Annotated in this window: 21 protein-coding genes; 20 read left to right on the forward strand and 1 reads right to left on the reverse strand. The window is 45.4% G+C overall.

Annotated elements, in window-relative coordinates; all coding sequences use genetic code 11:
- Positions 1 to 43: 43 nt before the first annotated feature.
- From AC1S8V_RS14000 to AC1S8V_RS14025, 6 genes are all read left to right on the forward strand, one after another.
- Complete coding sequence (locus AC1S8V_RS14000; RefSeq protein WP_482074097.1) at positions 44 to 1,510, forward strand: methyl-accepting chemotaxis protein; 1,467 nt, start codon at positions 44 to 46, stop codon at positions 1,508 to 1,510.
- Positions 1,511 to 1,515: 5 nt separating this feature from the next.
- Positions 1,516 to 2,400, forward strand: coding sequence for an alpha/beta hydrolase (locus AC1S8V_RS14005; protein WP_482074098.1), 885 nt, complete (start codon positions 1,516 to 1,518; stop codon positions 2,398 to 2,400).
- Between the two features lie 268 nt (positions 2,401 to 2,668).
- Positions 2,669 to 3,826 carry a type III polyketide synthase gene (locus AC1S8V_RS14010; RefSeq protein WP_482074099.1) on the forward strand — a complete coding sequence of 386 codons (1,158 nt, stop codon included), beginning with the start codon at positions 2,669 to 2,671 and terminating at the stop codon, positions 3,824 to 3,826.
- Entirely contained in the window at positions 3,813 to 4,532 is a 720-nt protein-coding gene (locus AC1S8V_RS14015; protein ID WP_482074100.1) for a methyltransferase domain-containing protein, read from the forward strand. Before AC1S8V_RS14010 ends, AC1S8V_RS14015 begins: the two co-directional genes overlap by 14 nt.
- Before the next feature lie 6 nt (positions 4,533 to 4,538).
- A complete protein-coding gene (locus AC1S8V_RS14020) occupies positions 4,539 to 5,687 on the forward strand; it encodes an NAD(P)/FAD-dependent oxidoreductase (RefSeq protein WP_482074101.1) in 1,149 nt (382 codons plus the stop codon).
- Between the two features lie 180 nt (positions 5,688 to 5,867).
- The gene (locus tag AC1S8V_RS14025; RefSeq protein ID WP_482074102.1) at positions 5,868 to 7,058 is read left to right on the forward strand and encodes an aminotransferase-like domain-containing protein; all 1,191 of its coding nucleotides are present in this window, start codon (positions 5,868 to 5,870) and stop codon (positions 7,056 to 7,058) included.
- Positions 7,059 to 7,128: 70 nt separating this feature from the next.
- Here the strand turns inward: AC1S8V_RS14025 and AC1S8V_RS14030 are convergent, their stop codons facing one another.
- A complete protein-coding gene (locus AC1S8V_RS14030; protein ID WP_482074103.1) occupies positions 7,129 to 7,554 on the reverse strand; it encodes a MaoC family dehydratase in 426 nt (141 codons plus the stop codon).
- Positions 7,555 to 7,711: 157 nt separating this feature from the next.
- Here AC1S8V_RS14030 and AC1S8V_RS14035 point away from each other — a divergent pair, with 157 nt between their 5' ends.
- From AC1S8V_RS14035 to AC1S8V_RS14100, 14 genes are all read left to right on the forward strand, one after another.
- Positions 7,712 to 8,707, forward strand: coding sequence for a LacI family DNA-binding transcriptional regulator (locus AC1S8V_RS14035; protein WP_482074104.1), 996 nt, complete (start codon positions 7,712 to 7,714; stop codon positions 8,705 to 8,707).
- 116 nt (positions 8,708 to 8,823) lie between these two features.
- On the forward strand, positions 8,824 to 9,705 hold the full coding sequence (locus AC1S8V_RS14040) for an AraC family transcriptional regulator (protein ID WP_482074105.1): 882 nt from the start codon (positions 8,824 to 8,826) through the stop codon (positions 9,703 to 9,705).
- A gap of 85 nt (positions 9,706 to 9,790) precedes the next feature.
- Complete coding sequence (locus AC1S8V_RS14045; RefSeq protein WP_482074106.1) at positions 9,791 to 11,056, forward strand: ABC transporter substrate-binding protein; 1,266 nt, start codon at positions 9,791 to 9,793, stop codon at positions 11,054 to 11,056.
- Between the two features lie 54 nt (positions 11,057 to 11,110).
- Complete coding sequence (locus tag AC1S8V_RS14050) at positions 11,111 to 12,001, forward strand: carbohydrate ABC transporter permease (protein ID WP_482074107.1); 891 nt, start codon at positions 11,111 to 11,113, stop codon at positions 11,999 to 12,001.
- A 14-nt stretch (positions 12,002 to 12,015) separates the two neighbouring features.
- Positions 12,016 to 12,897, forward strand: a complete 882-nt coding sequence (locus AC1S8V_RS14055; RefSeq protein ID WP_482074108.1) for a carbohydrate ABC transporter permease — start codon at positions 12,016 to 12,018, stop codon at positions 12,895 to 12,897.
- A 71-nt stretch (positions 12,898 to 12,968) separates the two neighbouring features.
- Positions 12,969 to 13,355 (forward strand): spore germination protein, encoded by a 387-nt coding sequence (locus AC1S8V_RS14060; protein ID WP_482074109.1) that lies wholly within the window; start codon positions 12,969 to 12,971, stop codon positions 13,353 to 13,355.
- A 150-nt stretch (positions 13,356 to 13,505) separates the two neighbouring features.
- A complete protein-coding gene (locus AC1S8V_RS14065; protein ID WP_482074110.1) occupies positions 13,506 to 13,814 on the forward strand; it encodes a hypothetical protein in 309 nt (102 codons plus the stop codon).
- A 149-nt stretch (positions 13,815 to 13,963) separates the two neighbouring features.
- Positions 13,964 to 14,575, forward strand: a complete 612-nt coding sequence (locus AC1S8V_RS14070) for an esterase/lipase family protein (protein WP_482074480.1) — start codon at positions 13,964 to 13,966, stop codon at positions 14,573 to 14,575.
- A gap of 102 nt (positions 14,576 to 14,677) precedes the next feature.
- Entirely contained in the window at positions 14,678 to 15,676 is a 999-nt protein-coding gene (locus AC1S8V_RS14075) for a helix-turn-helix transcriptional regulator (RefSeq protein ID WP_482074111.1), read from the forward strand.
- A 130-nt stretch (positions 15,677 to 15,806) separates the two neighbouring features.
- Positions 15,807 to 16,598 (forward strand): SDR family NAD(P)-dependent oxidoreductase, encoded by a 792-nt coding sequence (locus AC1S8V_RS14080; RefSeq protein WP_482074112.1) that lies wholly within the window; start codon positions 15,807 to 15,809, stop codon positions 16,596 to 16,598.
- Positions 16,599 to 16,785: 187 nt separating this feature from the next.
- Positions 16,786 to 19,611, forward strand: coding sequence for a DUF8487 domain-containing protein (locus tag AC1S8V_RS14085; RefSeq protein ID WP_482074113.1), 2,826 nt, complete (start codon positions 16,786 to 16,788; stop codon positions 19,609 to 19,611).
- Positions 19,612 to 19,862: 251 nt separating this feature from the next.
- Positions 19,863 to 20,603 carry a LytR/AlgR family response regulator transcription factor gene (locus AC1S8V_RS14090; protein ID WP_482074114.1) on the forward strand — a complete coding sequence of 247 codons (741 nt, stop codon included), beginning with the start codon at positions 19,863 to 19,865 and terminating at the stop codon, positions 20,601 to 20,603.
- A gap of 1 nt (position 20,604) precedes the next feature.
- Positions 20,605 to 21,903, forward strand: coding sequence for a GHKL domain-containing protein (locus AC1S8V_RS14095; RefSeq protein ID WP_482074115.1), 1,299 nt, complete (start codon positions 20,605 to 20,607; stop codon positions 21,901 to 21,903).
- A gap of 111 nt (positions 21,904 to 22,014) precedes the next feature.
- Entirely contained in the window at positions 22,015 to 24,066 is a 2,052-nt protein-coding gene (locus tag AC1S8V_RS14100) for a serine hydrolase domain-containing protein (RefSeq protein WP_482074116.1), read from the forward strand.
- Positions 24,067 to 24,101: the final 35 nt, after the last annotated feature.

Below are 24,101 nucleotides of genomic sequence, written 5' to 3' on the forward strand. Positions count from 1 at the left end.
AATCATCGCAGAACAGTTCACAAGTCGTTGAGGGGGAAATACCATGCAAATCATGGACAACAGCTTTTTTAGAAACAACACGGCCCAAGTAAACAAAATCATTGCCGCGATTCTATGGCTGACACTGGTCGCATTTTGCTTCTTCATCGGAAGTAAACAGGTTGAACTCGCAGTCGTATTCTCGCTGTTCGTTGAGCTTTCCATTGCAACATTTTTGATGTATCGTAAGAAAAAAACGATCATAACCATGGTTGTGCTGATGATCGCGATCCTGACTACAACCACTCAATATATTCAATCTCCAGGAGCAGGTATGCTCATCGTGGTTGTGCTCTGCGTTATCTCACTTTATCTGAACCGGGTTCTCTTGTATGGATTCGGTGCCATGTATAACATTGCTTATATCGTGATTTATTACGCGGACCATCAGCAATACGATACGACCTTTTTTATGACCATCGGGTTCATTGAACTGACCATTGTAGCTCTGTATTTTGTATGTAAACGGGGACGAGACTTGATTCAGGTCGCCCTCGACAAAGAAGCAGAAGCCAGAGATCTTGTAAAGGCACTCGATAATATGGTGAAGGTGATTCGAGAGAACACATCTACGTTAAATACCGATATTGCGAGTTGTAATGATGATATCCGTAATCTGAAGCAGATGAGCGACGCTGTAACATCGAACATTCAGGAAGTGACCGAGGGCATTCGTGATCAATCGGGCAGCATTACACATATCAGTGAAATGATGAACACGGCAGATGCACAGATGGTGGAGATCAATCAGATGTCACATCGCCTTGCCCAAATCTCGTCAGATAACGGACACGTTGTTCGTCAAAGCTCGGATCGAATTGTGCAAATGGGCAAGCAGATGAACATGATTAACGGAGCGGTAACAGATTCGATGATGACAGTCCAGGAATTGAACCAAAGCATGGATGATGTGAATGCCTTCCTGTCGGCTATTAACCAGATCTCGGATCAGACCCATCTTCTGGCATTGAATGCCAACATTGAAGCATCGAGAGCAGGGGAAGCCGGAGCTGGCTTTGCCGTCGTAGCCCACGAAGTCAAGAAGCTTGCACAGGAAAGCTCCGATACGGTCAAACAAATTAATGAGATCATTCATAATATCAAAGGAAAGACTCAGCTCGTGGTGGAGAAGGCCACCATCGGTAATGCTGCTGTAAAAGAAGGAGAAGCGATCACTGGACAGGTACTTGAGAGCTTCGACCACATCAGGTCCACGTTCGAGCATGTTGATCAATACATAGCTAAGGAATTGGACATGACGGATCAGATGAGCCTTATCTTTACTCAAGTGCGAACGCAAGTGGATCATATTTCCGATATTTCGCAAGAACATGCAGTCGCAACGGAAGGTGTACTGGCAACGACACAAGAGCAGGAAAATAACATCGATGTTATCTACGAATTCATTAGCAGAATTAATCATTCAAGTCTGAGGTTGCAGGAACTCATTGGTAATCATAATAAGGAGTGATATCTATGGATCAACAACAACAACTGGCAATGGTACAACGTATGCGTCAAAATGTCGTCGGTACAGGTGCAGCGCTTCAACCCAGTTCCACGTATGCTGTCACAGTAAAAGAAGTCATGATTCCTACGATTAAAGGTGATACGCGTGTACTCGTGTATACACCGGATAGGGATCATTCCGCGCCTCTGCCGGTCTTCTTCAATATGCATGGGGGTGGGTTCATCTTCGGACAAGCAGAGATGGATGACCCATGGTGTCGCCTGATCGCTGATCGTGCTGATTGTGTGGTCATGAATATCGATTACAGTCTTGCACCAGAGCATAAATTCCCAACCGCTGTGCATGAATGCTACGACGTTGTACAGTGGGTCCACGCCAATCCGGTACCCTTCTCGGTTAATACGTCTCTCTTCGCCATTGGAGGACATAGTGCAGGTGGTAATCTTGCTGCAGCAGTGTGCTTGTTGAATCAGCAAAGTGGAAGCGAGCTGCCGATTGTTCTGCAAGTTATGGATTATGCCGTATTGGATGTGGCTACAGATCCGGCCGAGAAACCGAGTTTTGAAGAAGCTATTCCAGCCGATATCGCCAGAACGTTCAACGCCATGTACCTTGAAACGCCAGAAGATGCACATGACCCGTTAGCTTCACCTGTGCTCGCAAAATCATTACAGGAACTCCCGGAAGCTTTGATCATTACCGCGGAAAAAGATTCACTTGCTCAAGAAGCAAGAACTTATGCAGCAAGGCTTGAAGCGAACGGTGTGAAGGTGACACTTAAGGAGTATGAGGGAGCTGCTCATGGATTTACGCATTTTGGAGATATCAAGATGGCAGAGGATGCCTGGTATCGGATGAGTGACAAGATTAGAGAAGTATTTTTCAAATAACCTGGATCAGAATGACGTAAGAAGTTATCTAACAGCACTTATAGGAAGTTATTTAAGAAGTTACCTAAGATATTATCATGAAGTCGCCTAATGGCGGCTTTTTTTGGCTTATCTGGTAAGTTGGTTCAATCCGTTGATGAAACCAAGCTTCTGAGCTTGCGGATGTGTTAATAAACTAGATTAGGAGCCTTCTTGAGATTATAACGATATCGTTAAGGGTAAGAGTTGTTAATTAGAGGGAATAATGACCAATACCAGGAGGTATATTATGAATCAATATAACAGTCCATCCGATATCGCGATTCTTGGCATGGGAACGGCTCTACCTGCTCACTCCGTAGCGCAGTCAGATATTGCAGAGCTGATCGCTTCTTCTCTTCAGGATCGGCCAGATTTGGCCCGTTTTTCCAGGCGCATATTCAAGTCCTGTGGGGTTGAAACTCGATATACCGTCGAACCGAGCTATCTGGGTTCACTGGAAGAATGCCGTTATCTGCCCTCTGGTGAGCAATCAGACGTCCCGACAACTGAAGAACGAATGAATACATACAAGCGAGAGGCGCTTCCGCTTGGGATTGAGGCGGCAGAGCAAGCCCTGAAGGATTCAGGCGTATCTCCAAAGAGCATCACGCATATCATCACGGTCAGCTGCACCGGTCAATATCTGCCGGGTCTTGATGTTATGCTCATCCGTCATTTGGGTTTGTCTGCCCGTGTTAATCGACTGCCGCTGATCTTTCAGGGGTGTGATGCAGGGTTGAAAGCCATTCAGATGGCACGAGATGTTGTGCAGGGTGCTCCGGGATCACAGGTCCTTGTTGTCTGTGTAGAGTTGTGCACAATTCATTTTCAGCCGGTGCAAGATCGGGAAGCGCTGTTTGCGGCTTCATTCTTCGGAGACGCCGCTTCTTCTTGTATAGTAGGCACACCAGAACCTCAGCACAAGAATGTTTTGAGTCTAGGAACGGGTTATTCTGTGCTTCTTCCGGATTCGACTGAAGATATGACCTGGGAGGTGGGGAATCTGGGGTATGACCTGTATCTATCACCGCGTATTCCAAAGCTGCTGGGTGTTCATCTTCAAGAGGAGCTGCGTCTCTTATTGCAAAGTGAACAGCTTCCAGAACTGTGGGCCATTCATCCGGGAGGACGCGGGATTGTGGACTCTGTGCAGAATCTAATGAAGCTGAGAGACGAACAAACGAAGTACAGTAGGGATATCCTCAGAATGTTTGGCAACGTATCTTCCAACACGATCCTGTTTGTACTGAATGCGATGCGTGAGGACATGAAGGCACAGGTTCAATCCTCCACAGATGGTGTAGCCATGGCATTTGGACCGGGACTCACCGCGGAGCTGATGAAATTCACTTATGTACCCTCATTATCTTCAGTAATGGAGGAGCAAGATCATGTCCTTCTTTAGAACATTGTCCATTCGTGCCAAGGAAGATGAACTGATGGATGACTTCTCTCTGGGAGGAGAGGAGCTGCGTGAAGCACTTAGACATCTCAGACGTCTTAACAAAATATTCGCAGCACCTGGCCCAACTTTGGCTGGTGTAGAGAAGCTATGGAACTCTGTCGGGAGGCCAGATAAGCTGACTCTTCTGGATGTGGGGGCAGGTTCAGGGGATGTGAACCAGAAACTACTGCAATGGGCGGATCGTCAGGGCGTTCATCTTGAGATTACATTGGTTGATCTGACGGAAGAGGCGTGTGAGGAAGCGAGACAACTATTCCGTGACGAACCCCGAGTCCGGGTACAGCGTGCCGATCTTACCCAACTGCCGGATGCTTCAGCAGATATCGTGACAGGCTCCCAGTTTGTGCATCATTTTGACGGAGATCAGCTGGTTGATATGGTTTCTCATATGCTGCGAGCATCCAGGCACGGTGTCGTCATTAATGATATTCACCGCCATCCCGTATCCTATAAGGCGGTCTGGATTACTACACGAATGATCTCGCGCAATCGGTACATTCGTCATGATGGGCCGCTCTCCGTTGCCAAAGGCTTTACAGGCAGGGATTGGCGGGAACTTAAACAACGGCTAAATCATGATACGATGACCTATGAATGGAAGCCTTTATTCCGTTACTCTGTTGTTATTCCTACGAAAGGCAGGTGATCTTACGTGTCGAGATCGATAGATGTGATTGTTATCGGAGCCGGAATTGCCGGTAGTACGTGTGCAATGCAACTCGCAGGAAAAGGTCATCGGACCCTTTTGCTGGATCGCCAGGAGTTCCCTCGGCACAAAACCTGCGGTGAGTTCATGTCACCCGAAACCAAGGAGATGCTGGAATATCTGGACATTCACCTTCTGGACCAGACGAAGAAACCTAGCACCATGGATCATGCCAAAATCGTTATGCCACAAGGCGGAGTGATCGAAGCACCGCTACCGGGATTCGCATATGGCATAAGTCGATATGAGCTGGACCAGATTTTGCATCAGAAGGCTCTGGCGGCCGGAGCCCAGATTATTACCAAAGCGACCATAACGAGCATCGAGCAGCTTGAGGATGCCAGTTATGAGGTTCAGGTGAAACAGGGAGATGAGCGGATCAGTTACAGAGCCAAAGCCGTCATCGGAGCACATGGTACCAAAAAGCCGCGCGGGATGGCTTCCGACCCAGATCTGCGGGACCAAACCGTATATGTTGGCGTTAAGTCCCACTTCAGCGGAATTGAGATTCCCGCACGGGTAGAGTTATATTTTTGTGAGGGTGGCTATGTGGGGATTTCCCCGATTGAGGATGGCAATGTGAATGTCGCCGCATTGTTGACACTGGATACCGTACAGGGAAGTGGCAAGTCCGTTATCGATTTTTTGCAGGCTGCATCTCAGACGAATGTAAGCTTGGCAGCCCGTTTAGCCGAAGGAAAGCCTGTAGACGGAACGCAAGTGTCGATTGCTCCGCTGCATCTGTCCAATATACCTGAGCCATGGTCTGAGTATCCGCACATTGGTGATGCGATGCTGATGATACCGCCCTTATGTGGAGACGGAATGTCCATTGCTCTTCGCTCCTCACTCCTGTGTGCAAGGTGGACTGACAAGTACCTGCAAGGCGACATTGAACATGCCGATTGGCAGAGTAATTACACGCTGGAAGCAAGCCGCGAATTCACCCAATTGCTCAGGCGGGCAAGAAGAATTCAGAAGCTGGCTTTTGCCAAAACCAATAAATTCTATCCTGGTCTGGCCCGGATGATCCCAGGTCTGGCCGCTTATGTCGTGAAGGCTACACGGTTATCCGAGATGAATGCAGTGCACTAAAAGACTGATATTTTGGCCAATACTTATGCGAAAGAGGTTGCTGACGGCGGCCTCTTTTTTGGGTATATAATCATTAATTTTGAGGAGACAGTTTGGAAATTCGGTAAATGCTCGTATAATAGAATCTAATGTAATGATAGAGAGTTAATTCAGATGAAATGTCGGGAGGCACTATTTAAGATGAACTATTCATTTTCCAATCGTATCGCAGCACTGCAACCATCCATTATTCGTGAGATCCTGAAGGCTTCTTCGGGTCAAAATGTCATTCCGTTCTCTGCGGGAAATCCCGCTCCAGAGACGTTCCCTATTGAGGCGATTCGTACGTTTACCCAATCCATTCTGGAACAGGACCCGATCACGGCTCTGCAATACGGAATTACGGAAGGTTATGTTCCTTTGCGGGAAGCATTGACTGAACATCTGAAGACAGGATTTGATACAGGGAAGGCATCCGATCAATTGTTCATCGTATCTGGAGCGCAGCAGGGGATTGAACTTGCCTGTAAAGTGTTCTGTAATGAAGGGGATACAATCATCTGTGAGAGTCCGAGCTTTATCGGTTCCCTGAACTCCTTCCGGGCATCCGGTGCGAAGCTTGCAGGTGTTCCGATGGAGATGGATGGTATGGATATCGAGAAGCTGGAACAGGCGCTGCAAACGGAGCCTAATGTGAAGCTGATCTACGTGATCCCGAGTTTTCAGAACCCTACCGGTGTAACGACGAGTCTTGCGAAACGTAAGGCCATATACGAGTTGGCTAAGAAGTATGGCGTTATGATTTTGGAAGATAACCCGTACGGAGAACTTCGATTCAATGGAGACGATGTGCCAACCATCAAGTCTATGGATGATGAGGGTCTGGTCATATATGTTGGATCATTCTCCAAAATTTTGTCGGCGGGACTGCGCGTCGGTTTTGTACAAGCTCCACATGAAGTCGTGGAGAAGATGGTTGTTGCCAAACAGGGAGAAGACGTACATACAGCCATGCTTCCACAGATTCTGGCATACAAGTTCATGACAGAGTATGACTACGCGGGGCACATTAACAGCATTCGTGAGGTATATCGGAGAAAAGCAACATTGATGATGGACAAGCTGCAAGAGCATATGGGTGAGTCCATTACCTATACTCAACCGGATGGTGGACTGTTCCTCTGGTGTGATCTGCCAGCACATGTGCCAATGCTTGATTATGCCAAAACAGCGGCAGCTCAAGGGGTTGCGGTTGTACCGGGAAATGCATTCCTGGTGAACGAGGAAGACCCTTGTAATGCCATCAGACTTAATTTCTCAACGCCGTCAGACGAACAGATTGTTAAGGGTGTAGAGATTTTGGGGCAGGTATTGAAAGGTTATAACGCTTAATATTATAAAAAAGCACTATCATTCATGAGAAGTCGCCAATTGGCGGCTTCTTTTTGACCTTCCGCAGCCCTTAATTATCGATCAAAGCACTTAATTCTGCCTGAAATACCTTTTGATTCTTCTGATTAAATGTACTCAGCAGCACGGTAACAATCCCATTTCCTTTTCGTCTGGGAGTCAGTCCAATAACTTCTGCAATGACATGAAGTTCATCCTCAGGAAAGACAGGCTTCAGGAATTGAATGTTGTTCATGCCGGTTCCCGCGACAACATGCTCTCCATAGATCCCGACCTCAATCCATAGCTTGAAGGAGATATTCATCGTCTGCATGCCAGAAGCAATCAAACTGCCGAAACGGCCCTGGGTGGCCTTTTCTTCATCCAAATGCATGTACTGTGGATCATAGATTTTGGCAAAATCAATAATATCGCTCTTGGATAATGCCAAGGATTTTGTTTCGTAGCGCTGACCTATTACATATTCACTGAATCTCATGAAGGCACCTCGGGTTCGTTTAATGTGTTTTTTCGCAGTCGACGCCCTGAAAAGAGACATGACTGGACTGACGTGATAAAATGCTAGTGAACGATCTCGTGTGTATTATTGTCATATTGAAATAAACGGATGAAACTGTCTTTGAGGAGTATATACCATGATAACAATTAAAGATGTCGCCAAGATGGCTGGTGTAGCCAGTTCAACCGTATCTTGCGTGCTCAACGATAAAGGTAGTGTAAGTGAGCCAACAAGGCAGAGAGTGCTCGCAGCAGCAAGCCAACTCAATTACGTGAAGAACGGCCCTGCATCAGAAATGAAGCGGCAGAGTACACAAACAATTGGTGTGATTGTCCATGACATGTCCAGTCCGTATTTCTCGGATTTGGTGAATGGAATACAGTCCATCGCGATGAGCCATGGATACGATATGATCGTGTGTAGCTCGCTGGGTGGAGAGAAGTCGACAGCCCATCGTTACATCCGAGAAAGAAGAATAGACGGAGCTATTGTCATCGCTCAAAATATTGAAGATCAGTTGCTCATGGAGGCATCTGAAGCAGGATTTCCGATTGTCGTCATGGATCGGGATCTGGATGCTCAACATATTGTAAAGGTTTTGATGAGTGATACGCAAGGTGGGTACCTGGCCACCCGTTATCTGATCGAGAAAGGACATCGGACGATTGCCTATATTAGCGGCCCGGCTCATTCGGAATGTAACCTGCAGCGATATCAAGGTTATCTCAATGCCATGGCAGAGGCAGGCATCGAAGAGAACCCGAAATGGAAAATTGGCGGACAATACATGAAGCAAGATGGCTACCATGCAGCCAAGAAACTGCTCGAAGGAGAATTGCCATCCTCCGTATTTTTTGCAAATGATGAAATGGCTTTTGGCGGTTTGGAAGCCTTCAGAGAACATGGGATTGCAGTACCTGAACAGTTATCCGTAATTGGTTTTGACAACATCCCGGCATCGCAGTATGTGCACCCCCCTCTGACCACATTTCGGCAACCGAAGACGGATGCTGGTCAGCTTGCGGGTCATGTTCTCTTTCAACTGTTAAACGGAGAGTCTGTTCAGACGTTATATACACTGGACATCCAATGCGTGGAACGTGATTCCGTTCGGCTCCTCAACCTGAGTTGAGGATTTTTTTTCGTTCAATAGAATTTTAAATACTAAAAAAGAAAGGAGTGTGGCCATTTATGCATAATAATAAAGACGAGAGATTCTTGCATAGGAAATAAATGGAGGGTGATTAGATGGGCGTACCCACGTTTCTGGAGACAGGCCATATGGAAGAAGGTTTTCCCATTCGGGTGATTCATACAGGTGATCAGTTTAATTATGCCGCACACTGGCATGATGAGGTTGAATTGGTTGTTGTTAATGGAAAGAGCGCACGAATTGGCGTGAATGACCATGTCCGTGAGTTGGCGCAAGGTGATGTGCTGCTGATCAAACCCGGAGATGTACACTGCTTTTTGCCGGGGACCGAACACTTAACGATTATCTTGTTCCGCCTCGAATTGTTAACAGGAAGCTTCACGACTGAAGCCGAAATACAGGATCTTGGCGAACTTTTCAACAAAACAACTGTTATTCCGTCGAATGCGGGGAGTCGCAACAACGTGGTTCAGTATATAGATGCCATCATTGCCGAGAAAAAAAATCGAAAGCCCGGATATCGATGGTTAATGGTTTCCCGGTTGTATGATCTCATGGTTCTTTTGTTACGTACAAAGCCCCCGGTGACGGATCAACTAGCGGCATCAGGATGGCCCTGTACCTCGTCGAAAAAATTTGAATTCCTTGAATCGGTATGTGAATATCTGGAGGATCATTATGCTGAACCGATCAAGCTGGAACAGGTGGCGGAACATATTAAATTCAGCAAGTTCCATGTCTGCAAGTTATTCAAAGAGATCAAGGGAGTGACACTGATGGAATATTTGAATCATTTTCGAATTATTAAATCCGAGTGGGCGTTATTGTTCCGTCAGGATTCCATTTTGGATATAGCCATCGGCCATGGGTTCAATAATGTGAACTCCTATAATCGCCTTTTCAAAAAATATAATGACTGCACACCCTCCGAATTTCGCAAGAAGCACCGTTCGAATATCACAAAATATGAAGAGTAATGCACAATATTTGTGGAGAAAGCCCTCTCCGAAATCAATATACTCTAATAAAATGTAAGCGTTTCCTTTTAGAAGGAGGGGGCCTATGAAGAAGTGGTTTAAGCCAACTATTGTGTTCGTATGTGTAGCCATGTTGTTATCGGGTTGTCAGCTCAGTCCGTCCAATGAAACCAAGCAGCAGGAAATTACCGTGTGGAGTTTTACGGATGAAGCAGAGTATGCCATCGAGAAATTCGAGCAGAAATATCCGGACATCAAAGTGAACTTTGTCAACATCCCCGGCAACTTCTATATCACCAAGCTTAAATCTGCGCTCCAGACGACCTCTAAAGCTCCAGATGTATTTATGATTGAAAATGCCAATATTCGAGAACTGATTGACGTTCCATATCTGGAGAATTTATCGGCTTCGCCGTATAACGCCAATGAACTTATTCAACAACAATATGCTTTTGTGCAGGCCAATGAAAAGGACAGTGAAGGGAATGTCAGAGCTATAGGTTATCAGGGAACACCTGGGGGCATCTATTATCGTCGGGATTTGGCAAAGAAATATCTGGGTACCGATGATCCTAAGAAGGTGGGTTCACAGATCGATACATGGGAGAAGATCTTCGAGATTGGTGAACAGGTTCAGCAAAGTAGCGGGGACAAAGTACATGCATTGGCGAACTGGAATGCCATATCGAACTCATATGACGGTATACCCTGGGTGAAGGACGGCAAGCTCGTCATCGATCCAACCTATATGGAGGTGCTGGATCTTGTGCGTGAAGCACGTGAGCGACATGTACTTGCCGAGCATGAAGATGGAAGTGCCGGTTACGCAGCATCCATGCAAAAAGGAGAGGTCATGTTCTATCCCGGGGCAACCTGGGGCTTGCAATATACGTTCAAGGCGAACGCTCCGGATACCGAAGGCATGTGGGGCTTGGCCCAGGGACCGTCAGCCTTTAGTGCTGGTGGAACCTATATCGCGATGTACAGTAAAAGTGAGAAAAAGGATTTGGCCTGGAAGTTTATTGAATTCTATAATTTTGACCACGAATTTCTGTCCGTGTTAGCAAAGGAGCAGGATTATTTTACTAGCAATAGGGTTGTGAATGATGAACTTGCGCAGTCTCTCTCATCGCCTTATTTGGGAGGGCAGAAGCATTTTGAGTTTTTCTCAGAGGCCGCAAAGCGGGTTCCCGTATATGAGCGCACCAAATATGATGCAACGATTAACAATGATATCTACAAAAATGTACTTCAGTTGTATCTCAATCAGGACATTCAGACCAAAGATGAAGTAGTGAAGCGGATAAAGCGGGATGTCGCCTTGAGATTTCCGGAGCTGGAAGTGGAGTAGCTTAGAAGTAAGCGAACGGTTGGACACATCCGATGATAACTGGGGGGACAGAATATGTTTGCCAAAACGATTCGAAAGGACCATTACGGCTACTATTTCATTGCTCCGTTCTTTATTATTTTTACCATTTTTGGACTTTATCCCATTTTGTATTCGCTCTATATCAGTTTCACTAACTTTGATGGAATCACCCCACCTGACTTTGTAGGGATTGGTAACTATGTGGCCGTACTACAAGATCCGTTGTTCTACAAAACCTTGTTTAATACGTTATTCATCTGGGGAGTCTCCGTGGTTCCGCAGCTGACGATCTCACTTGTATTAGCTTTTATCCTGAACGATAAGCTGCTCAAAGGGCGGGACTTTTTCAGAGCCGTATACTTTTTCCCGAATATCGTTACGGCTGCATCACTCGGGTTGCTGGTCAGCCTGATCTTTGACTGGCAGTCCGGGGGACTGAATCATTTTTTGATGCAGATGGGGATTATTCAAGATCCAATTAATTGGAAAAACGACCCGTGGTTTATGCGGCTGATTGTGTCATCCATCTTGTTTTTCCAATACTTCGGTTATTCCATGGTCATCTACCTTGCAGGTCTTCAGGGCATTGATCCGTCGTTGCTGGAAGCTGCCCAGATGGATGGCGCGAAGAAGAAACATATTTTCATCCATATTATCGTGCCGATGCTCCGTCCAATTATTCTGTTCCAGATGATTACATCCATTATTGGTGGCATTCAGATTTTCGATCAGCCATTTACACTAACTAATGGCAATGGCGGCCCTGATCGAGCAGCCATGACCAGTATTATGTATCTCTATAATGTAGCATTCCAGAGCACACGTTTTGGTTACGGCGCTGCCATAGCATTTTGTCTGTTTATTATCATCATATTGTTGTCCGTTGCATCCTTCATCATGACCAAGCGGAAGAGCCGTTCATAGGGAGGGGAGTTCTTATGCAAACTGCAAAAACAGTTGAACAACCAAATGCGGCGATTCAGCAATATGCCAATACAAGGGGGATGACGGCAGGCAAGATCATCATCTATCTGTTGCTGATTGGTCTTGCCGTACTCTGCATTATTCCATTTTATCTGATGCTCATCTATTCAACACATAACAATGCAACGATTGCTTCAACGTTCACCTTTCTTCCCGGATCATTTTTAGTCGATAATTATATGAACATGGTATCGAAAATCAACATTTGGCGTGGGTTTGCAAATAGTATTTTCATAGCTGGAACATCGACTGTGTTATCTCTGTATGTTGGTGCTTTGACGGCATATGGTTTTGCCAAATTTAAATTCAAAGGGCGGAACTGGTTGTTTCTGTTTCTGTTAGCAACCATGATGGTGCCAGGCCAACTGGCCCTGATTGGCGTATATCGACTATTCAGTATGTTGGGGCTTCTGGACAGTTATGCCGCGATTATTTTGCCTGCTGCAGCTAACGCTTTTAATGTATTCTTTATCAAGCAGTTCATGGAGAGCAGTATCCCGGATGAGATTATTGAATCTGCGCGGGTGGACAGTGCTGGCGAGTTCCGGACGTTTAATCAGATTGTACTGCCTATTCTGGGGCCGGCGATCTCAGCCCTTGGCATATTCACGTTTATCGGATCATGGAATAATTTCCTGACACCGCTTGTGCTATTTTTCTCGCTGGATAAATATCCGCTTCCGGTATTGGTTGCGCTAGTGCAAGGTTACTATGGGATGGATTATGGACTCTTGTATTTGGGTGTTGCGATCTCAATCTTGCCGATTATTATTGTATTCTCTGTGTTTTCCAAACAGATTATCGGAAGTGTTGCCCTGGGAGCAGTGAAAGGGTAGTTTACAAATAGAACATAAAGAATGGTAGGGAGTAAAATCTCGGGATTCACAGGGACTGAATAGAAGTCCCTTTGGCTTCCATTAAAAAACTTGATACAACCGCTATGGCGGTACAGGCCATATTAGAGGGAGAGGCTCTGTTACTGCTGGAGGGTTCTTCAGTCGGAACAGTATACCCGCTATACCAAGCAGCAAATCGTTCAACGGAGGAACCGTTGGCTGAGTCAACAGTGCGCGGTGCACGGGATGGATTTACAGAATCGTTGACTATGAATATGTCCTTACTCCGTAAACGTATCAAAACACCTGCATTAAAACTTCATACGCGTAGCATGGGAGATCGCACGAACACCAGTATTTCACTTGTCTATATGGAAGGCATTATTGATCCTAAACTGGTGGAGGAAGTGGAGATACGACTTAAGGATTTCTATTATAGAAAAATCCCATACCTCTAATCTGTATGGTAAAGATTCGTTATGTACTTGTATGTACCAGTTTATATGAATTCGAAGAATAGGCCATACATGGTTTTGACAGTGGATAAAGGACATGAGAAAATATGATGCTGTAGAACATGTATAAATTAAAAGTGTAGGAGGCATACAATGAATCAGCGTTTTCGAATTACCCGATCCATGCAAGATAGCAATCCCGAACAATCCATCTCTTTGGAAGAGTGCAAACTCTACTTTGCATCCAAACCCGATTTTACGTATTCAACAGTTCTTAACATTGTCGGAGCTGAGAGCACCATGTCCATCGATGGGGACTTTTTTATGTGGGACCTTGAAGGAACACAGATCGCTTTTCGTTTGTACATGGGAGATGTATATGTAGCTATTTCTAACGAAGCCATTGTACCCAAAATGATTGAAATTGCAACAGATCTGCGCGCAGATATCGTTGAAGGATAAAAGAAGCTGAGAACTAGAGTTTGATAAAATGTAATCATGTTAGTCAGAGTTCCCCTTGGATAATCCTGTGAAAATGAGACTAAAGGTTCATTTATATTCCATATGTTAGCTTGTAATATGTGGAATATAAATCATTTTACAGGAGAGTGATTCAAGTGAAGAAGACTAAATTAATACTCGTTGTATTCATGAGTATGATCCTTGCCTTATCGGTACCTGGCTTAGGCTCGAGTTCAAAGGCTTCTGCAGCAACAGCGCGTACACCCATTGTATTGGTTCATGGATTGACCGGTTCAGATAGCAATTTTACAGCGATTGAGAGTTATTTGCGCAGCCAAGGGTGGACGAGAGACGAACTATTCGCGATTGATCTCCCTAGCAAACAAGGAAACCAGCTGTTGAATTCCGCAGCAATCAGTCGATTCGTAGATGATGTTCTGCGCGAAACGGGTCACACAAAAGTTAACATTGTAGCTCATAGCATGGGTGGAGCCAATAGTCTGTATTACATACTTAACCGGGGTGGCGCTTCCAAAGTGGACAAATTGATAACCCTTGGTGGGGCTAATCGATTGACAACAACTACAGCTCCGAGTGGAATAAAGGTAACTTCGATCTATTCGACCAGCGATACAATTGTGTCCCCGACACTTTCCCGGTTGAACGGGGCGAACAACATTTCGGTATCCCTCGTATCTCATATTGGCCTCTTGTTTAATTCACGGGTAAACGCCTTGATCAAAACCGCGTTGAACGAGTAGAATGATTAATTGAACACGACTGACCACTATGGTCAGTCGTGTTTTCTGTTCTATAATTAGAAAACAGAATGAAAATGGAACAAGCTAAAGGAGTCTGTATACATGAAATCTCAACCGAATGATCGAATTAAAGTTCATCCAGGCTTCTGGGCTGGATTGCATCAATTAGGGATTAGTACGGATGACGTAGCTCGCACTGCACAACTGCCTCTTGAGACAATCAGTGAACCTGTAGTAACCCAATCCCAGTATTTCGCGATCTGGCATGCCTATTCTGAACTTATTGGGGACCCGGCCGAGGGTATCATCAAACTTGCAACGGGATATGAAATATCGAAGTACCCTCCGCCTGTTCTGGCGATGTACCATGCACGTGATTATCGCGATGCGTTAAATCGAATGGTCCGTTACAAGCAAATGTGTCCTCCCGAGAGCTTGCAGATTAACGAAGCAGGGGAGGAATGTATCATTGAACTGGAATGGTTACATAAAGAGCAACCAGGTCCTCCACTTCTAGTAGGCATTACCCTGGCTTTTCTGCTCGAACTCGGACGTCGGGGAACGGGTCAGCCCTTGAATGCAAAGCTGGTTGAATTCTCACATCCGATGGGTAACGTAGACATGCTTGAAGCCTATTTCGGCTGTCGAGTGGAGACGGGTAAACCATATAATCGGCTGACGCTAGAGCGAAAAGATGTGAGTCTTCCTTTTCTCTCATATAATGAAGAGTTAATTGAGATTCTGACGCCAGTGCTGGATCGGTCATTGGATGAGCGGCAGGGCAGTCGTTCCGTTACTGATCTGGTGAAATGGATTATGAAACGCAGCCTTACAGGCAATCGCCCTGATATCCAAACTGTTGCCAAAGAGCTTCGCATGAGTGATCGTACCTTGCAGCGACGACTGACTGAGGAGAACACAAACTTCAAAAAGTTATTGACTGAAGCCAGACATGAGCAGGCCCGGGCGTATCTGGCTGATCCTTCGCTCGATATCAAAGAAGTGGCATTCCTCGTGGGATATGAAGATCAAAATTCGTTCTATCGTGCGTTCCGGACCTGGGAAGGGGATACACCTTCGAATTGGCGTGTCAGGCAATAATTCTGGCGCTATGTGCTAGTTACTAGGCCGCTCTGACTGCGTAATATTATACCTATCCGGTGCATGAAGCTATTGGCAATGTCCAAGAAGCACCTGCCGGATAGTTGTAATTAAGAAGGAGAAATGCAGGATGGATATGGGACTAAAAGAGAAAACAGCCTTAGTTACAGGATCAACAAAAGGGATCGGCAAAGCGATTGCCATTGAACTCGCCCGAGAAGGTGTTCACGTTCTGATTAATGGACGAAATGATGAAGAGGTAGAACGAACAGTTCGTGAAATCAAGTCCATTTTCCCTGAGACCTCTCCGCAAAAGGCCACGGCTGATCTTGTGGATCTGGCGCAAAGACAAGCTTTATTCGAGAAATTCCCCGAAGTTGATATTTTAATTAATAGCATGGGCATATATGAGATCATGAGTTATGAAGATGTGAATGATGAAGTGTGGGAGAGATATTTTCGTACCAATGTTCTGGCAGCCAATAGCTTGTCTCAATTTTACTTACCTAAAATGGTGGAGAACAATGACGGGCGTATTATTTTCATCGCAAGTGAAGAAGCGCTTATGCCCTCAGGCCAGATGCCACAATATTGCATGACCAAATCAATGTTGCTGTCATTATCCAAAAGTCTGTCCAAACTGACAGCTGGGAAAGAAGTTACGATTAATACGATTCTGCCAGGGCCGACATTGTCTGAAAATGTACGTGAGATTATTGAGGGCATATATCCGGATGCACTGACTTTTGAGGAGAAAGAGAATGATTTTATGAAGAGCAATCTGCCGCAGTCTGAATTACAGCGATTCATCAAGCCAAGTGAAATAGGCAGACTCGCGACTTTTGTATGCAGCCCGTATGCATCAGCTTTTCGAGGCTCTCCGATCCGTATGGACGGGGGGATGGTTCCCACTATATTTTAAAATTGTTCAGGATACAGCATATGTATCCATAAGATGTCGCCAGTATTGGCGACTTTTTTATTGTAAATGATCTATGCGAGGGGCATCAATCGAGTTTATAATACAGGTATGATTTTCGAAAACGGTTTCTGTTTCTTGGAAGCGATTACTTGTATCGATTAGATGAATCAAAAAGGAGACAAATATCATGATAGCTGCATTAAATCTGGAAGGTATCTGGAAGTTTCAACTCGATGAATATAAGGTGGAACGTGGTCTGAATTACTCAGACCTCATTACATTGCCAAATACCACATCTCATGCGGCCAAGGGTAAGAGAAACGAACATGTGTTAATCGGTGCGCTGACGGATGAGTATTTATTTGAAGGTTACGCCTGGTTTTCACGAGAGATTGAAATTCCCGAACACTTGGCTGGCAAACGTTGTTTCTTGCATCTGGAGCGAACACGAGTTACAACGCTTTGGATTGATGGGATGGAATGGGGCACGCAAAACAGTCTGAATACACCTCACCGTTACGAGATGGAGGCAGGGCTAACCGCTGGGATACATACGATTACGATTCGAGTGGACAATACCGATTATCCAACCAAAGGTGGTCACCTTACATCTGAGGATACACAGACGAATTGGAACGGGATCACAGGGAAGATGGAACTTCAGTTTTTCGAGCGTGTTTTCCTGGATAATGTTCAGGTCTATCCCGATCTTGCGACTCGATCTTTCGACATTAAGGCAGCACTTGTTGGTGATATGCAAGGAGTGCGAATCATGGTATCCGCTGTTGCTGTCAATGCAGATCCAGTGTATACGACGGAGGAACAGATTTTCACCTCGGATTCGCAGGAGATTCAGCTGACGTACAAGATTGGCGAAGATGCCATGTTATGGAGTGATGATGAACCTAATGTGTACCAACTTCACATTCATCTGCAAGATCAGAACGGTGAAATGCTAGACTCCATCGAAGTATGGACGGGCCTACGTGAATTCCGGGCAGCAGGAGATAAATTCACCATTAATGGTCGCAAAACATTTCTTCGAGGCAAACATGACGGGCTGATCTTTCCACTAACGGGATACGCGCCAACAGATGTGGACGAATGGATTCGTATTCTCGCCATTTCCAAGTCCTACGGCATTAATCACTATCGTTTTCATACCTGTTGTCCTCCGGAGGCGGCTTTCATTGCAGCGGATCTGCTCGGCATCTACATGGAGCCTGAGCTTCCGTTCTGGGGAACCATTACAGACGAATCCTCGGATGGACACAATCAAGCAGAGCAGGATTACTTGATTAGCGAGGGGTTTGCGATGCTGAAAGCTTTTGGTAATCATCCTTCATTTGTCATGATGTCCATGGGGAATGAACTATGGGGCAGCAAGGACAGACTGAATTCAATCCTGAAAGCATACAAAGCATATGATCATCGTCATTTGTACACCGAAGGCTCCAATAACTTTCAGTTTGTGCCGGACATTCTGGAGGAAAGTGAATTCTTCTGCGGGGTTCGATTCTCCAAAGAGCGGTTGTTCAGAGGTTCATATGCCATGTGTGATGCTCCGCTTGGTCACGTACAGACCGACTTACCGAACACATTGAAGGATTATGATGCGAACATTGTACCAGAGCAAGGAAGTGACGCTGACTCTTTTGGCCAGGCGGAGGGTCAAGAGATTCAGATCCAGTATGGCACTGGTTCCAAAACGGTACAGGCCGAAGCCGGAAGTAATCAACTCGTCTCACATGTACCGATCATCTCGCATGAAATTGGACAGTATGCCACGTTTCCTAATTTCGAGGAGATCAACAAGTATACGGGTTCTCTCAAAGCCAAGAACTTCGAAGTGTTTAGAGAACGTCTGGAAGCGAAGGGACTGGGACATCTGGCAGAAGCCTACTTCAGAGCCTCTGGCAAACTTGCTGTCGAATGTTACAAGGAAGAACTGGAAGCTGCTTTTCGTTCGAAGCATCTAGCCGGTTTCCAGCTGCTTGATCTCCAGGATTTCAGTGGTCAGGGAACAGCGCTCGTAGGCATACTGGACGCATTCATGGATTCCAAGGGCATGATTACGCCGGAGGAATGGAGAACGTTCTGTTCCGATGCTGTGCTGTTGGCGAGATTTCCCAAATATAATTATCAGGCTGGTGAATTGTTCGAAGCGCGCATTGAACTAAGTTACTTCCGGAGACAAGCGTTGGATGGACTTCAATTGAAGTGGGAACTGAAAAACGAGCAGATCGAAGGCCGCATCCTTGTGGAAGGGAAAGCAGACCTGCCAGCGTTCCATGGAGAACATTATGTGAGTATCACGGATCTCAGCATTCATATCCCTGAAGTCTCCAACATGACCAAAGTGGAGCTGAGATTGTCCATTCCGGGTACGGATATTCGTAAGTCTTACGACCTGTGGATCTACCCGATTCAACAGGAAGTGGACCTGAGCGGTTTGAATCTTTTTACCGAACTCTCGGAACATGCACTGGAGCTGCTTGAACAAGGCGAGGATATTATACTTTTCCCGACACCAGAGAATGTTCCACACGCAATTAAAGGTTTCTATAGCACTGATTTCTGGTCTTATCCCATGTTCCGTTCCATATCAGAGAATATGAAAAGAGAAGTTCCAGTCGGCACGATGGGTTTGTTGATCCAACAGGACCATCCGGTCTTTGAAGATTTTGTCACGGAAGAACATTCGACCTATCCGTGGTGGAGCATCGTGTCCGAGTCGTCATCGATCATTCTGGATAGGCTGAGTAAAGATCTGCAACCGATCGTGCAGACCATTGATAATTTTGAACGGAACCATAAGCTCGGATTGTTGATGGAGTGCCGGGTGGGGAATGGTAGAGTCCTGATGGGTACTCTGAATCTGGAGAGACTAATGACTACGCTGGAGGGAAGACAGTTGTTATACAGCTTCCAGCGTTATGTACAGAGTCCGGCGTACCAGCCAGTTACTCACTTGGAAGAAGAGGAGCTTCGCCAGTTGTTTATTCAGGTCTAGGTAGCTTAGGTAAGTGGGAGCAGATCATGAACAGCCATTAACAGATATGCAATTTAACGTCTTAAACAAGCCCTTTCCGTTCACGGAAGGGGCTTTGTGTATCAGGTTAATTAGTATAAGCTGTTCTGTTTGTTGCATTTCACGGTTGAAATTATGCATTTCATCCCGATTCGACTCCGAAACCTATGATAAAATAGTATATTCGAGAGTGAAATTCAGAGTCGATGTCGATGAAAGGCGGATGTCCCCCCATGTTCAATATTGCAATCTGTGATGATGAGGAGCAGCAGCGAGAACGTGTGAAAACGATGCTGATTTCCTTATCCCTAAAAACCAATTTTGATTTTCAAATTAGCTTATTCACATCTGGTGAACAACTACTCGCGCATTATAGAGACGTCGGAGATACATTTCATATTCTCATTATGGATGTGGAGATGGGTGGTATGAACGGGATCCAGACCGCCAAAGAGATCAGGGACATGAAGTTTCTGGATGTACAGATTATGTTCTTGACCAGTTACCCCGAATATATGGTGGAGAGCTTCGATGTCATCACCTTTCAATATCTGATCAAGCCCATCCAGCCGCAAGTTTTCGAGGAAAAGATGATTAAGCTGTGCCAATATTTTCAGGCGATGGACAAAAAGTACGTACTAATCAAGTCAGACTATGATGAACTGCTGCTAAAGTATGATGATATTCTCTGGATTGAGGTCGTCAAAAGTTTGACCATCAAGAACAAATTGAAGTTTGTGACCCAGGAACATGTGCATGATACCAAAGGGATTCTATCCAGTTATGCGACTGCGTTGAAAGACCATGGTTTCCTGCAAATTCATCGCTCGGTTATGATTAACCTGATGCATGTCCAGAAGTTTGCAGGCACACAAGTCGTCATGTTAAATGGAACGGAACTGCCCATAGGTCGCTCCAAGGTCAAGGAAGTCAAGGATGCCTATACCAAATACATGATTATGAGGATTCAATGATATGGATGCCTATATGATCTTTTCCATCATCTTCGTGACCTTGCTTATGGCATTTCAGGCGAATTTTTATTTTGATTCTGTGCTGGGCAAGTCCAGGCGGAAGCCGCGTAGAGCGATCTATTTCTTGGTATTTGTCTTGTTGGGTTATTTTTATTGGGTCTCTTCCTTCTCTGACATCGTTTCCACTGCAGTTGCTCTGCTATTAATCTTCAGTCTGGCGCAATCCTATGAAGTAGAGTTCAAAATCAAACTTGTGTTCACCATCCTGTATGGGGTTCTAATTACCATGGCAAATGCCATCGCTGTATATATTCTTGGTGTTCTGGAATCCGCGGATTACAGTTCAATGGATCAGTTCAACGGAGAAGACCACTGGGTTCTCTCCAAGGTGATGCTACTTGGTTGCAGCATCATGTTCGTTGTCATTCAAGTTGTCCGTCTAGTCGCCAAACGTAGAAGTTTTGCCGTTCACTATCGGTATTATTTGCTGTTTCTCATCGTACCGATCATTACGATCTATCAGATCAATGTGGCCTCCATATATAGTGAAAAGAACATATTTTACGTCTTTTCAGTACTGGGATCTCTTTTTCTCAATGTGTTCATTGTTTATGTATTCGATAATATGGTGGAAAAGGTACAGCTCGCGCATGCAAATGCTCAGTTACAGCGACAGATGGATCATCAGGATGCCAACTATGAGAAGACCGTTCACAGTTTCAAAAATATTAAAAGCATCATCCATGATATTAACCAGCAGTTTCTGTATATTGATGAATGTATCAAACGTAACGAACTGGTGGCGGCAGGTGACCATATCAAGTCTACACTGAATACGATTGAAGGTGCGTACCAGCGGGTGAACTCCGGCAATCTGGTCATTGATGCTCTCGTTACGAACACCCTTGCTATGGGGCAGGCAAACGGGATCAAAATCGACACCAAAATCCAGCTTCACTCGCAACATATCCAGATTGATCGATATGATCTGTGTGTGGTGCTTGGTAACATGCTCGATAATGCAATCGAGGCTTCCAAAAAGATTAGACAAGCGGAGGACCGATATATTCTGATTGCAATCCACTCCACGGCATCTGCACTCGTCATTCAGATTATGAACGAGGTAGAGCAGCCTATAGTTGACTTGAAAAGTGAGAAGCCTAATCCGGAATTCCATGGAATCGGTCTGACCAATATATCGAGAATGTGTGAGAAATATGGTGGACATATGAGTATTGAGCATCAGCATCGGAAGTTTAACAACATGGTTGTGCTTCCGTTTCACACCAACAATCCCTGAACATACCGTTCGGGGATTGTTTTTTTCCATTCAGGGTCCGTTCGCGCTTTAACTGCCTTTTCCCGGATATGATGAATTCAATCATAAGAACATTTGAGGGAGGACATGAGGATGAAGAAATTAATCAGTCTTTTATGTACAGCGGTGCTTGTAATTACGCCGCTGACATCTGTCAGCGCAGAGGCGAATAACAGTGCGACGATCGAGGTGCGGGCGGAGCAGATTGCCAAGGAAATGGTACAAAACTACGGTGTCACCAGTGTGCAATATGCGATCATGGATGAAGGGGAATACATTTTATCAGATAGCGTCGGACTGCACGACAAGGGATCACAGAAGCCAGTAGACAAGGATAGCATGTATGGCATAGGTTCAGTTAGCAAAATGGTTGTTACGGCAGCTGCCATGAGGCTGGTCGATTCCGGTAAAGTAGATCTGGATGAGCCGCTTACTTCGTATATCAAGGACTTTAAGATGGCAGATGCGCGCTATACTCAAATCACACCGCGCATGTTGATGAATCATTCATCCGGTCTTTACGGTTCACATTATGGGAACAGCATGTTGTTTGACGATAATGATACCCGCAATCATGATGAACTATTGCTCAAACTTCAGTCCGAAAAACTGAAATCCAAGCCAGGAGCCTATTCTGTCTACAGCAATGATGGTTTCCAGTTGCTGGAGCTTCTGGTGGAACGGGTAAGTGGGTTAAGCTACAGCGAATACATCGCCAAGTTCTTCAGCGAGCCGTTGAAGTTGGAATCAACGAAGACGCCACAGGATTCCTTTGACAGAGAGCAGTTATCCGAAACGTATTGGCCTACACTTGAAATAAAGATGCCTACCGAGAATGCAAACATTATCGGTACAGGTGGAGTGTATTCCACCGCAGAGGAGTTGAGTCAATTTGGAGAGGTTTTAATGGGGAACAGACCGGATATTCTGTCCGAATCTGCAGTGAAGGCCATGCAATCTCATGAGTATCGTAAGGGCATATGGGTATCTGATGAACAAAATACAATCAATTATGGCTTGGGTTGGGACGCGGTTGACCTTGCACCTTTCAGCGATTATGGGATTACCGCACTTGCCAAGGGTGGAGACACCATGCTATATCATGCCGTGTTAATCACCATACCGGAACATGATATTTCAATGGCGGTCCTATCATCTGGCGGATCTTCGGTCTACAATCAGATGTTTGCTAGCAAAGTGCTGCTGGACGTTCTGGAGGATCAGGGCATCATCGACGATGTTCAGCCTGATCAGACATTCTCAGCACCTGTCAAAGTGAAGATGCCGACGGAGTTGAATGCATATTCAGGTCTATATGGTACAGTTGGTTCAACACTGGATATAACAATCAAGGATGGTGAGATCAAACTGCCTGCTTTGCTGGGAGGAATTATTCCGGAGCAGAACTATGTGTACACAGGCGATGAACATTTTACAAGTGCGGATGGTAGTGTGAAGGTCAGTTTTGTGAAGGAACGTAATGACAAGGTATATGTTAAAGTTCAGGGCATGATTACGTTACCCGGTTTAGGTCAAACGGTGATGAACACGTATGATTATCAAAAGTTGGAACATAACGCGTTGGACGCAGCAACAAAAGAGAAATGGGCAGCTCGTAACGAAGCGAAATATTACGCACTGGATGAAAAAATAACGTCGATCTTCTATCTGCTCCCATCGATGCTGATCAAGAACCTTTCCGTTGATGTCGAAAATGGTTACGCCAATGGCACGCAAATTATGGATGCGAACAACGCAGAGAATGTTGCCCAGATTCCAGTCATGAACGGAAGAGACGCATTTGATCTGCAATTCTCCACGAAGAATGGCGCCGAGATTTTGATGCAGGATGGACAGGAATTCATTGCAGAGAATGCGATTACTCCAATCTTTGGTGGAAAAAAAGGAATGACGACCATCCCGGCTAACGGTCAAGCCCGATGGTATGCGATTGACGCCGGTTCGGCGAACAAATCGATCACGGTAGATTCTCCGGAGAACGGAGGTTATGCGGTGTATGATGAGAAAGGTGAGATGGTTCATTTCTCTGTAGCAACCAATCAGCCATCAACGCAGCTCCCGAAAAATGGTTTTATCGTTTTTGGTGGTGACGCCGGTGACGTCTTTCAGATCCAATTAAAGTAAAGTAGGGACGTTCGTACAAAGTCACATTCGCAGAT

This window comes from Paenibacillus sp. B46(2026), assembly GCF_056786355.1.